The sequence below is a fragment of the Streptomyces sp. NPDC101225 genome (genome assembly GCF_044767585.1).
Classification (GTDB): domain Bacteria; phylum Actinomycetota; class Actinomycetes; order Streptomycetales; family Streptomycetaceae; genus Streptomyces.
Window position 1 is genome coordinate 23,249 of sequence record NZ_JBIWOE010000066.1, and the last position, 11,767, is coordinate 35,015.

The 11,767-nt window shown below is 70.0% G+C and carries 13 protein-coding genes and 2 pseudogenes; 10 read left to right on the forward strand and 5 right to left on the reverse strand.

Going from position 1 to position 11,767, the window contains the following annotated elements; all coding sequences use genetic code 11:
- The first annotated feature begins 1 nt into the window (after window position 1).
- From ACIRPX_RS43510 to ACIRPX_RS43550, 9 genes and pseudogenes are all read left to right on the forward strand, one after another.
- Window positions 2-1,234 (forward strand): Ig-like domain-containing protein, encoded by a 1,233-nt coding sequence (locus ACIRPX_RS43510; protein ID WP_404205678.1) that lies wholly within the window; start codon window positions 2-4, stop codon window positions 1,232-1,234.
- Window positions 1,235-1,399: 165 nt separating this feature from the next.
- Window positions 1,400-2,644: an Ig-like domain-containing protein gene (locus tag ACIRPX_RS43515; protein WP_404205679.1), complete on the forward strand. Its 1,245-nt coding sequence runs from the start codon at window positions 1,400-1,402 to the stop codon at window positions 2,642-2,644.
- 90 nt (window positions 2,645-2,734) lie between these two features.
- The gene (locus ACIRPX_RS43520) at window positions 2,735-3,502 is read left to right on the forward strand and encodes an enoyl-CoA hydratase/isomerase family protein (protein WP_404205680.1); all 768 of its coding nucleotides are present in this window, start codon (window positions 2,735-2,737) and stop codon (window positions 3,500-3,502) included.
- Window positions 3,503-3,829: 327 nt separating this feature from the next.
- Window positions 3,830-4,333, forward strand: a complete 504-nt coding sequence (locus ACIRPX_RS43525; protein ID WP_404205681.1) for an ATP-binding protein — start codon at window positions 3,830-3,832, stop codon at window positions 4,331-4,333.
- Window positions 4,334-4,407: 74 nt separating this feature from the next.
- Window positions 4,408-5,217: a polysaccharide deacetylase family protein gene (locus ACIRPX_RS43530; protein ID WP_404205682.1), complete on the forward strand. Its 810-nt coding sequence runs from the start codon at window positions 4,408-4,410 to the stop codon at window positions 5,215-5,217.
- Window positions 5,217-6,404: a hypothetical protein gene (locus ACIRPX_RS43535; RefSeq protein ID WP_404205683.1), complete on the forward strand. Its 1,188-nt coding sequence runs from the start codon at window positions 5,217-5,219 to the stop codon at window positions 6,402-6,404. Before ACIRPX_RS43530 ends, ACIRPX_RS43535 begins: the two co-directional genes overlap by 1 nt.
- Before the next feature lie 58 nt (window positions 6,405-6,462).
- Window positions 6,463-7,374, forward strand: a complete 912-nt coding sequence (locus tag ACIRPX_RS43540) for a MerR family transcriptional regulator (RefSeq protein WP_404205684.1) — start codon at window positions 6,463-6,465, stop codon at window positions 7,372-7,374.
- Window positions 7,375-7,427: 53 nt separating this feature from the next.
- Complete coding sequence (locus ACIRPX_RS43545; protein WP_404205685.1) at window positions 7,428-7,640, forward strand: EF-hand domain-containing protein; 213 nt, start codon at window positions 7,428-7,430, stop codon at window positions 7,638-7,640.
- A 114-nt stretch (window positions 7,641-7,754) separates the two neighbouring features.
- A pseudogene (locus ACIRPX_RS43550) lies at window positions 7,755-8,410 on the forward strand (NADPH-dependent F420 reductase).
- Window positions 8,411-8,431: 21 nt separating this feature from the next.
- Here ACIRPX_RS43550 and ACIRPX_RS43555 read toward each other — a convergent pair.
- From ACIRPX_RS43555 to ACIRPX_RS43565, 3 genes and pseudogenes are all read right to left on the reverse strand, one after another.
- Window positions 8,432-8,974 (reverse strand): MOSC domain-containing protein, encoded by a 543-nt coding sequence (locus ACIRPX_RS43555; protein ID WP_404205686.1) that lies wholly within the window; start codon window positions 8,972-8,974, stop codon window positions 8,432-8,434.
- Between the two features lie 57 nt (window positions 8,975-9,031).
- The gene (locus ACIRPX_RS43560; RefSeq protein ID WP_404205687.1) at window positions 9,032-9,589 is read right to left on the reverse strand and encodes a GH25 family lysozyme; all 558 of its coding nucleotides are present in this window, start codon (window positions 9,587-9,589) and stop codon (window positions 9,032-9,034) included.
- A 202-nt stretch (window positions 9,590-9,791) separates the two neighbouring features.
- A pseudogene (locus tag ACIRPX_RS43565) lies at window positions 9,792-10,565 on the reverse strand (nucleotidyl transferase AbiEii/AbiGii toxin family protein); the annotation flags it as partial.
- Here ACIRPX_RS43565 and ACIRPX_RS43570 point away from each other — a divergent pair.
- The gene (locus tag ACIRPX_RS43570) at window positions 10,483-10,653 is read left to right on the forward strand and encodes an EspF repeat-containing protein (RefSeq protein ID WP_404205690.1); all 171 of its coding nucleotides are present in this window, start codon (window positions 10,483-10,485) and stop codon (window positions 10,651-10,653) included. The pseudogene ACIRPX_RS43565 and the gene ACIRPX_RS43570 overlap by 83 nt on opposite strands.
- Before the next feature lie 37 nt (window positions 10,654-10,690).
- Here the strand turns inward: ACIRPX_RS43570 and ACIRPX_RS43575 are convergent, their stop codons facing one another.
- On the reverse strand, window positions 10,691-11,305 hold the full coding sequence (locus tag ACIRPX_RS43575; protein WP_404205688.1) for a hypothetical protein: 615 nt from the start codon (window positions 11,303-11,305) through the stop codon (window positions 10,691-10,693).
- Window positions 11,306-11,515: 210 nt separating this feature from the next.
- Window positions 11,516-11,767: L-serine ammonia-lyase, iron-sulfur-dependent, subunit alpha (locus ACIRPX_RS43580; RefSeq protein WP_404205689.1), on the reverse strand; the 252-nt coding region annotated here is incomplete at its 5' end.

An 11,767-nucleotide genomic window follows, 5' to 3' on the forward strand; every position in this document is an offset into this window, starting at 1 on the left:
CGTGAGGCATGGACAAGGGCGCGCACGGCGCGCGGGGGCCGCGCTGGTCGCCGTACTGACATGGGCAGGACTGCTGGCCGGAGCCGCTGGCTGCACTTCGGACGGGACGGGCAGGAGCGACATCGGCGAGGCCCTCGGCAAGGCCCCCGCCCCCGAGGAGGTCATCCGCGTCTCCCCGGACGACCGGAGCAAGGACGTCAGGCCGGGCCGAAAGCTCCTGGTGCGCGTGGACAGCGGCCGGCTGGAGTCGGTGAAGGTCGTCAGGTCCCAGGACGCACAGGACTCCGCGGTGCCCGGCCGTATCTCGGCGGACGGCCTGCGCTGGGAACCCGCGCGGGCCCGGCTGTCGCTGGCCGCCAAGTACACGGTCGACGCGGTGGCCCTGGACGGCCACGGCCGCCGCTCCGCACGGCACACCACGTTCACCACGTACGTCCCCGACGAGCGCTTCATCGGCTACGTCACTCCGGAGAACCGCTCCACGGTCGGCACCGGGATGATCGTCTCGCTGGAGTTCAACCGGGAGATCGACAACCGCGCCGCCGTCGAGCGCGCCGTCCGCGTCAGCGCGAAGCCCGCGGTCGAGGTGCGCCCCCACTGGTTCGGCAAGGCCCGCCTCGACTTCCGTCCCGAGCGGTACTGGCGGCCCGGCACCCGGGTCACCGTCTCCCTCCGGCTCCGCGACGTCGAGGGGGCGCGCGGTGTCTACGGGCTCCAGTACAAGACCTTCTCCTTCACCGTCGGCCGCAGCCAGGTCTCCCTGGTGGACGCGGCCGCCCACACCATGCAGGTACGGCGGGACGGCGCGCTGCTGGCCACCGTGCCGATCACCGCGGGCGCGCCCGAACACACCACCTACAACGGGAAGATGGTGGTGATGGAGATGCTCGACGTGACCCGTATGAACAGCCGCACGGTCGGCTTCGGCGGCGAGTACGACATCCCGGACGTCCCGCACGCCCTGCGCCTGACCGACTCCGGCACCTTCCTGCACGGCAACTACTGGGCGCCCGACGCCCCCGGGCACGTCAACGTCAGCCACGGATGCGTGGGGCTGAGGGACGTGAAGGGCGGCAGCTCCGACACCCCGGCCGGCTGGTTCTTCGACCGCAGCCTCGTCGGGGACGTGGTGCAGGTCGTCCACAGCAAGGACAAAAAGGTCGCTCCCGACAACGGACTCGGAGGGTGGAACATGGGCTGGAAGGAGTGGAAGGCGGGCGGGGTGGTCAAGTAACCGGTGAGGAGGCGGGGATCGAGCCGGGCGCGGGGAACGATGTTGCGACGGAACGGTGACCTTTACCTGACACGATCCCCAAAACCTTGCGGTTAATATGCGCCAATGCGCGCGGGACGCGTGCCGGGGCGCGGGCCGGACCAGGCCCGGCGAGGGGAGAGCAACTTGAACGTGTGGCCGATATCGGGGGCGTCGGTTGACGCGAGCGGGCGCCGGCGCCGGGGGGTGCCGGTCCTCATATCCGGCGTGCTGCTGCTGGCCCTCACCGCGTGCGGCGGGGGAGGAGGGTCGGGCGCCGGGTCGGCCGACGGCGGCAAGGCCAAGGGGGCGGACGCGGCCCGGACCAAGCAGTCGGAAGCCGTCGTCACCATCAGCCCCAAGAGCGGCGCGAAGTCCGTGGACACCACCGGCGCGCTGAAGGTGAGTGCGAGCAAGGGCCGGCTCACCACCGTCGAGGTCAAGGACGACAAGGGCGCGAAGATAGCCGGGTCCATCACCGGCGGCGGCACCGCCTGGACGCCCGCCACGCACCTGGCGGCGTCCACCAGGTACACGGTCCACGCGGTCGCCAAGGACTCCGCGGGCCGCCAGGCGGCGGAGGACTCGACCTTCACCACCCTCACCCCGCAGAACACCTTCATCGGCAACTTCACCCCCGAGGACGGCTCCACGGTGGGCGTCGGAATGCCGTTCTCCGTCCGCTTCACCCGGGGCATCACCCACCCCGCGGACGTCAAGAAGGCCATCACCATCACGACCGAGCCGGCCGTCGACGTCGAGGGCCACTGGTTCGGCAACGACCGCCTCGACTTCCGTCCCGAGCAGTACTGGAAGTCCGGTACGAAGGTCACGGTGAAGATGAACCTCGACGGCGTCGAGGGCCGCAAGGGCGTCTACGGCAAGCAGGCCAAGACGATCAAGTTCACCATCGGCCGCAACCAGGTCTCGGTCGTCGACGCCAAGGCCCACCAGATGAAGGTCACCCAGGACGGCAAGGTCGTCAAGACGCTGCCCGTCACCACCGGCAAGCCCGGCTACGACACCTGGAACGGCCAGATGGTCATCAGCGAGCGGCTCCGGGTCACCCGGATGAACAGCGAGACGGTCAACCTCGGCAGCGAGTACGACATCAAGGACGTCCCGGACGCGATGCGGCTGACCGACTCCGGGACCTTCATCCACGGCAACTACTGGGGCGGCGGCGCCTTCGGCAACTACAACTCCAGCCACGGCTGCATCGGCCTGCGCGACCTGCGCGGCGGCTACGACCGCGGGCTGCCGGCCGGCTGGTTCTTCGACCACTCGATCATCGGCGACGTGGTGGTCGTGAAGCACTCCCACGACCGCACGGTCGACCCGGCCAACGGACTCAACGGCTGGAACATGTCCTGGGAGAAGTGGAAGGCGTAGCGCCCCTTCGGTCCACGGATCGCGCGGTACGGCCCCGGTGTGAGGTACTGCACCGGGGCCAACCCCGTTAGTGCCCGTTAACCTGCCTTCATGACCGTGAATCTCGAAGTCGCCGAAGGCGTCGGCACCATCCGCCTGGACCGTCCGCCGATGAACGCCCTGGACGTCGCCACACAGGACCGGCTGAAGGAACTCGCCGAGGAGGCGACCCGGCGCGACGACGTACGGGCCGTGATCGTGTACGGCGGGGAGAAGGTGTTCGCGGCGGGCGCGGACATCAAGGAGATGCAGAACATGGACCACGCCGCGATGGTCCTGCGCTCCCGCGCCCTGCAGGACTCGTTCACGGCCGTGGCCCGCATCCCCAAGCCGGTGGTGGCGGCCGTCACCGGCTACGCGCTCGGCGGCGGCTGCGAGTTGGCCCTCTGCGCGGACTACCGCATCGCGGCGGAGAACGCCAAGCTCGGCCAGCCCGAGATCCTGCTGGGCCTGATCCCGGGGGCGGGGGGCACCCAGCGGCTGTCGCGTCTGGTCGGCCCGTCGAAGGCCAAGGACCTGATCTTCACGGGCCGTATGGTCAAGGCCGACGAGGCGCTGGCGCTGGGTCTGGTGGACCGCGTCGTGCCGGCCGAGGAGGTCTACCCGGCCGCGCGGGCGTGGGCGGCGAAGCTCGCGCAGGGGCCGGCCATCGCCCTGCGGGCCGCCAAGGAGGCGGTCGACACGGGTCTGGAGACCGACATCGAGACCGGTCTGGCCGTCGAACGGAACTGGTTCGCGGGCCTGTTCGCCACGGAGGACCGCGAGCGCGGGATGCGGAGCTTCGTGGAGGAGGGGCCGGGCAAGGCGAAGTTCCTCTGAGCCTGCGGCCGCCGCTTCCGCGGCCTCTCTGCCTCCGCCACACGGGCCTGTGAACTTCCCCGGAACCACTTGCAATTGACACGGTGTCTGATCCGGGTCCCTCGATGGGACGGATTATGGGAGCCTTAAGGCAACCTTAAGTCTGTCTCGTCGAGGGAGACCGTCGATTGCCATCGGCGGGGCCTTCGACGCAGGCCGGACGGGCTGCGGACGTGCTCCATCTGCCCATGGCATATGCCGAACCGACCATTCGGAATGGGGAGTTCCGGGGGGTGGATTCCCCCGGAACGGCCCCGAAGGGCGTTCCGGGCGGCCATGATGGGGGGCATGGCGGGGCTGGAGGGCATCGAACAGCCGCGGGGACACAGCCGTGTGACGGCGGCGCGCTGGTCGCCCGCGGTCGAGGACGAACAGGCGCTCAAGGCGCTCGACTTGTTCGGCAATCCGACCGAGGCGGAGGTTCCGCTGCCGTCGCGCCCGGAGTCCGCCGCCACCGCCCGCCGGCTCACCCAGGTCGTGGTTCTGCGGCAGTGGGGCCTCACGCCCAAGATGACCGAGGACGCCGTTCTGCTCGTCTCCGAACTCGTCGGCAACGCCGTCCGCCACACCGGCGCCCGCACCTTCGGTCTGCGGATGCGCCGCCGCCGGGGCTGGATCCGCATCGAGGTCCGCGACCCCTCGCGGGGCCTGCCCTGCCTGATGCCGGTGCAGGAACTGGACGTCAGCGGGCGGGGCCTGTTCCTGGTCGACAAGCTCTCCGACCGCTGGGGGGTCGACCTGCTGCCGCGCGGCAAGACGACCTGGTTCGAGATGAGGGTGGCCGACCGGTAGGACCGGTGGGGCGCGACGCGCGGGGTGTCCCCTGATCGGATGAATCACCCGATTTCCCACTGATCACCCTTTAAATGGGGCGGGTGACCTCGACCGACCGCCGGACGGCGCTTCGCACGGGCGCCGGGCTACTCGCCGCGGGCGCCCTCACCGCAGGCTGCGCGCCGAACGGCGCCGTCGCCCACTCCTCCGCGGTGGCGCACAGCGCCACCCGCCCCTCCGCGCAGGCGGACACCGATCCCCCCGCCGCGTCGCCCGCACCGTCCCCCCGCGGCTACCCGGGCCGGCCCGCCCAGCTCACCCACGGTCCGCGCACCGGCTCCCGGGTGGCCCTCACCTTCCACGGCCAGGGCGACCCCGCCATCGCCCGTTCGCTGCTCACCACCGCCGAGCGGCACGGCGCCCGCCTCACCGTCCTGGCCGTCGGCACCTGGCTCGACGCCCAGCCGGAACTGGCGCGCCGCATCCTCGACGGCGGCCACGACCTCGGCAACCACACCCAGCGCCACCTCGCGGTGAACACCATGTCCGAGGCCGACGCCCGCACCGAGATCACCGCCTGCGCCGGCCGCCTGAAGAAGCTCACCGGCTCCATCGGCACCTGGTTCCGCCCCTCCCGCGCCCCGCTCGCCTCGCCACAGGTCGTGCGGCTGGCCCGCGAGGCCGGTTACCCGCACGTGCTGTCGTACGACGTCGACTCGCTCGACTACACCCGGCCCGGCGCGGACGCCGTGGCCCGCAAGGTCCTCGGCGAGGTCCGGGGCGGTTCCGTGGTGAGCCTGCACTTCGGCTACCCGGACACGGTCGCCGCGCTCCCCGTCGTACTCGAAGAACTCGCCCGTCGCGGCCTGTCCGCGGTGTCCACCACGGAGTTGTTCAGCTGATGCACCCCACCCGGCTCACCCGCGCCCTGACCGCCACCGCCGCCCTCGCCGCGCTCTCCACCCTCGCCTCGTGCGCCGACGCCTCCGGCACGCACAAGGACGAGGCGCTCGGCAGCAATCCCGCCGCCGCGCCGGTGAAGAAGAAGGCGGCCGTCCAGGGCCTGCCCGGCATGCCGCCCGTCCTCGACCCGTCCGACGTGTACGCGGCCGACCGCCCCGGCCGGCTCTCGCCGGTCGTCAAGGACTTCCCGTCCCGCGTGTACGTCCCCAACACCAACTCCAACACCGTCACGGTCATCGACCCGGCGACGTACAAGGTCATCGAGACGATCCCGGTCGGCGCCCAGCCGCAGCACGTCGTGCCGTCCTGGGACCTGAAGACCCTGTGGGTCAACAACGACCGGGGCAACACGCTCACCCCCATCGACCCGAGCACGGGGAAGGCCGGCAAGAGCGTCGACGTGCACGACCCCTACAACCTCTACTTCACTCCCGACGGCAAGTACGCGATCGTCATGGCCTCCCTCGACCGCGAACTCGTCTTCCGCGACGCGCACAGCATGAAGCGCGTCAAGACCGTCCCGGTCAGCTGCTACGGCGTCAACCACGCCGACTTCTCCGCCGACGGCCGCTACTTCATCGTCTCCTGCGAGTTCAGCGGCGAACTGCTCAAGGTCGACACCGAGAAGATGAAGGTGATCGGCCAGGAGAAGCTGCCCTTCGACGGCGCGAAGCCGCAGGACGTGAAGCTCGCGCCCGACGGCAGCAGGTTCTACATCGCCGACATGGTGGCGAACGGGGTGTGGATCCTCGACGGCGACAAGTTCAGCCGGCCCACCCTGCTGCCCACCGGCAAGGGCGCCCACGGCCTCTACGTCAGCCGCGACTCGCGCGAGATGTACATCTCCAACCGCGACGAGGGCACCATCTCCATCTTCGACTTCACCGAGAACAGGCTCACCAAGAAGTGGCGGCTGCCCAACGGCGGCAGCCCCGACATGGGCGGTGTCTCGGCGGACGGCAAGGTGCTGTGGCTGTCGGGGCGGTACAACGCCGAGGTGTACGCGATCGACACCCGCACCGGGGAGCAGCTGGCCCGCATCAAGGTGGGCAGCGGCCCGCACGGTCTCGCGGTCTACCCCCAGCCGGGCCGCTACTCCCTCGGCCACACCGGCGTCTTCCGCTGACCAGGGCCGGGCCGCGCTCCTTGAGTCTCCACCCGCTGGAAGGCCCAGACTCGTCGGCATGAACGACGACGGCACCGGACTGTTCACCATCGGCGAGCTGGCCAGGTCCACCGGCCTGACGGTGCGCACCATCCGCTACTGGTCCGACGAGGGCGTGCTCACCCCGGTGACCCGCTCCTCGGGCGGCTACCGGCTCTACGACGCCGCCTCCGCCGCCCGGCTGGAGCTGATCCGCACGCTGCGCGAGCTGGGTCTCGGGCTGGACGACGTGCGCCGGGTGCTGGCCGGGGAGCGGACGGTCGCGGAGGTCGCGGCGGCGCACGTGGTGGCGCTGGACGCGCGGATCAGCACGTTGAGGGTGACCCGAGCGGTGCTGTCGTCCGTGGCGCGACGCGGTTCGACCGCAGAGGAGATGACCCTGATGAACAAACTGGCGCGGCTGTCGGCGGCCGAGCGCAGGCGGATCATGGAGGAGTTCGTGGAGGAGATGTTCCACGGGCTCGACCTCGTCGACCCGGACATCCGCGAACGGATGCGGAACACCGCGGTGAACCTGCCGGACGACCCGACGCCCGAACAGGTCGACGCGTGGGTGGAGCTGGCGGAGATGGTGCAGGACCCCGAGTTCCGGACGCAGATGCGCAAGGCCGCCGAGTTCAACCACGCCGACCGCGGTCCGGCAACGCCCGCCGGCGCGTCCATGTGGTTCGCCAAGCGGCTCGTGGAGCTGGTGGGCGACGCGCGCGAGAACGGGATCGCGCCCGAGTCGCCGGAGGCCGAGACGGTGCTGAGGAACCTGCTCGGGCAGGCCGACCGCGCCGCGGTCCTGGAGCGGATCACGGCGTCCCACACCGTCCGTATCGCCCGCTACCGCGAACTGCTCGCCGTCCTGAAGGGGACGCCGGTGCGGGCCTACGAGGAGGAGTTCGGGTGGGTGGCCGCCGCACTGGAGGCGCATCCGGGCCGTTAGTCTGACCAGCGTCAGTACGGCACGGAAGCACGAACGGAAAAAGGGGCGGACCGGTGGCCGACATCGAAGAAGCACGCAAGGATTTCCAGCGGATCGACACCGACGGCGACGGCTTCATCACCGCCGCCGAGTTCAAGACCGCCCTCGCCCAGGGAGGCGACTGGAACGTCACCGAGTCGGTCGCCGAGGCGATCATCAAGACGCGTGACCTCAACGGCGACAAGGTCCTGTCGTTCGACGAGTTCTGGGCGTACCTGAGCAAGTAGGACGCCAGGGGGGTGCCCGGCCGCACGGCGGCGGGCACCGCCCGGAACAAGGTGCGAGCCCGCGGGGTCGACGCCAGAAAGATGCACCTGCATGGATTCCTGGAAGGGCCTGTCATGAAGATCGGCATCATCGGCGCGGGCAACATCGGCGGCAACCTCACCCGCCGGCTCACCGCCCTCGGCCACGACGTCTCCGTCGCCAACTCCCGTGGCCCCCCCTCACGGCACTGGCCGAGGAGACCGGCGCGACGGCCGTACCCGCCGCGGAGGCGGCCCGCGGAGCCGAGGTCGTCGTGGTCACGGTCCCGGTGAAGGCGCTCCCCGACCTCCCGGCCGGCCTGCTGGACGGGGCCGCGCAGGGAGCCGCGGTCATCGACACCGGCAACTACTACCCGCAGCGCGACGGCCGGATCGCGGCGATCGAGGACGAGGGGCTCACCGAGAGCCGCCACGCGGAACGCGAGATCGGCCACCCCGTGATCAAGGCGTTCAACGGGACCTATGCCCAGGACCTGCTCGAACGCCCCCTCCCGGCCGGCGACCCCGAGCGGATGGCACTGCCGGTGGCGGGCGACGACGAGGCCGCGAAGCGGAAGGTACGGGACCTGATCGACGCGCTCGGCTTCGACACCGTCGACGCGGGCGGTCTCGACGACTCCTGGCGCCAGCAGCCCGGCACGCCGGTGTACGGCCTGCGGGCGGGCGTCGACGCGGTCACCAAGGCGCTTGCCGAGGCGTCGCCGGAACGGCCGGCGGACTTCCGGGGGTAGGGGGCGTCCTGGCCCTCGGGCTCAGACGACCTCCAGAGGGCGGTGCGGACCCTCGGGCAGCTCGACCTCCACCGGGTCGCCCGGCCGCACCGCCCCACCGGTCAGGACCACGCTCATGATTCCGGCCTTGCGCCAGGTCGCGCCGTCCTCGTCCCGCCCGACCAGCTGCTTCAGCAGTCCGTGCCCGAATCCGTCGATCTGCGGACAGGGGTTGCGCAGGCCGGTGACCTCGACCACGGCCTCGTCGCCGAGGCGCAGCAGCGTCCCGGCGGGCAGGCCCAGCAGGTCGATCCCGCGCGTGGTCACGTTCTCGCCGAGCTGACCGGCGCTCACCTCGAACCCGGCCGTCCGGACCTCGTCGAACAGCTCCTCGTGGATCAGGTGCACCTGCCGCAGATTCGGCTGCGAGGGATCGCGGAGCATCCGGCTCCGGTGCTTCACCGTCGTCCCGGCGTGCACGTCCCCCTCCACCCCGAGCCCCGTGATCAGGGTGATGCTCTCCCGGTTCGGCTTGGTGAACGAGTAGACCCCGTTGCTGCTGACCGCTCCGACCGACCCGCCCATGACGCCCCCTCCGCCGTACGACCCCTTCGTCCAGGACCCTATACGGCGGCAGAACCGTCAGGCGCCGGAGGCCCACTCCTTGAGGGCCGCCTTGCCGGCGAAGTCCGCGACGTCCTTGTCGTGCGGCTCGCTCGTGTACTGGTGGAAGCGCCATGCGGCCTTGATGCGGGGGTGGCCGGCGGTGACGTAGTCGGCGATCCAGAGGCCGTCGCCGGCGTACGAGGTCCGGTCGACGTTGAGCCAGAAGTCGCGGTTGCAGTAGAGTAACACCCGGTGGTGCGGGCGCAGTTCCTTGACCTTGCGGAGGAAGTGGTCCTTCTCCGCGTTGCTCGCGTGGGTGCCGTCACCGGTCGTCTCCCAGTCGACGGCGAGGATGTCGCCCGCCTTCTCGGGGGCGTGCGTCACGAAGTACTGGGCCTGGGCGTCGAGATGGCCCGGCCACAGGAAGTGGTAGAAGCCGACGACGAGTCCGGCGTCGCGGCCGTGCTTTGTCTGGGCGCCGAGTCTGGGGTTGACGTACGAACGGCCCTCCGTCGCCTTGACGAAGGCGAAGGAGAGGCCGTCGGTGCCGTACGAGGAGGACTGATAGGCGCTCACATCGATACCGCGCAGCATGGGGGGACTCCCTGAAAGGCCGGTGGGGGGACAGGGGTTGCTGTCCCCCTCACCTTGGCACGGGTGATCCCTGCCGGAGGGGGAAACCGGGCGGAAACGTCAGCATTCGGTGATGTTGACCGCGAGCCCCCCGCGCGCCGTCTCCTTGTACTTGACGTACCTGCGGACGGGTGTTGACCCTGGTCGGTCGGCCAGGTCTGGTTCATGACCACCTGAGGGTCGCCGCACTCCACACGAGGGTGACGGCGTCGCCGTTGAGAAGTGTGTCTGCGAAGGCAGTGACCTGCCGGACGACGTCCGTGAAGCGTTCGGGGTAGCTCGTTGCGGCGGTGCCTTGTCGGCGGCGCCAGGCGGCGTACGAGGTCTGGCGCCGCTCACCGAGGTCCGTGATGGTGGTACTGAGGGGTTTCAGGGCGATGCCGCGGTGTGTGGCGGTGGCGGTCAGCGCTGTGGTGAGTTCCTGGCCGTCCAGGTCGTTGAGGGTGAGCAGGCGGTAGAGGTCGCCGTAGTCGCGGTCGCGGGTGTTGAGGTCGCCGAGTGACATGGCGGTGGAGAGTTTTTCGGCGATGACGGTGGCGAGTGGGTAGCCGAGGATCTGGAAGCTGCCCGTCGCGAGTTGCTGCGGGTAGTCGATGATCCTGGGGCCGGGGGTGACGGGGTCGCCGAAACTGATGTCGAGTTGGAGCTTGAGTCGCGCTCGGGCGATGGAGGCGGCCATGGACAGGCGCAGGCCGTGGTACTCGTCCTCCTCACGAATGGGGACGGTCTTGAGCGTCGCGGGATCGAATGCGACGCCGTCGTCGATCTCTGTGGCGGCGATGGCCGCGACCCTGCGGATGATCTCGGTTTCGGTGCCTGGGAACGAGCGGCCGAGGATGTCGATGTCCCGAGTCATTCGACGTGCGCCGAACTGGGCGAGCAGCAGGCCACCCTTGAGGACGAAGTGTTCCCGGCCGAGGGGCGATGTGGCCAGGCGGTGGAGGAACCGTTCGAGGACGTACTCGACCATGACCTCGTCCGTGGACCGGCTGTCGCGGCGGGCCAGGTTGCGCAGGTCGTTGTAGACGCGGCCGGCGGTGGTGTCGCGGGTGGGGTCGGCCATCAGGCGAGCACCGCTTCTACCGCGGGGCGGATGACGGAGAGAGCGTCCAACTCGCGTGCGATGTGCTGGAGTTCGCCGACTCCGCCGCGTCCGCTTCGGCGCAGGTGGCGGCCGAGCGCGGAGAGGGCGAGGGTCTCGCCGATGCGGCTGCGGTGGCGCATTGCGTCGACGACGCTGCGGGCTGCGTTGTATACGGGGATGCTCTCTCCCGGGGCTGCTTCGAACCGTTCGACGCCGAGGCCGAAGGTCTTTGCGGCGTACTGCGCCACCACGGTCGGCGGGTAGGAAATCGTCGGGCGGCGTGTACCGCGCGGCACGGCGATGTGTACTGCTGCGGGGATGTCGTCGATCAGCTCATGCAGGGCCAGGGCGGATTCACCGCACACGACGGCGCGAGGGGCCCGTGCGCACACGGCCAGCAGATCCGCGTGCGCGGTCTCCGGGGCGTCTGCCCGCCGGTACACCCCACGGGAAAGTTCGTCTATCTCCGCTTCCGTGACCAAGTGCGCCAGATCGCGAGGGGAGAGCAGGGCCTGACGTGCTTGCGCCGTCGTGAACGTGGGGGAGAGGCCGGCCAGCCGCCGTTCCAGGCGCGAGTTTTCCGCAGCGTCCATGTATCGAATGATACCCCTCGCATGGGCTCAGGGGATCGATTTAATACATCCAGTGGTGGGTGATCGGTGTGTCCGGCGTCGATCACGTCCCGCGAACCCGCAGGTCGAGAACCCCTTCCATGGGGACTTGCCAGGGATTTTCCGCCGAGTGGGAAGGGAAGGCCCCGACAGCACTGAAAGACACGAACGTGCTGGTCAGGGCCTGTTTCCTCAGCACTCGATGATGTTCACCGCGAGCCCCCCGCGCGCCGTCTCCTTGTACTTCACCGACATGTCGGCGCCGGTGTCCTTCATCGTCTTGATGACCTTGTCCAGGGACACCTTGTGCGAGCCGTCGCCGCGCATCGCCATCTTCGCGGCCGTGACCGCCTTGACCGCGGCCATGCCGTTGCGTTCGATGCACGGGATCTGCACCAGGCCGCCGACCGGGTCGCAGGTCAGGCCGAGGTTGTGCTCCATGCC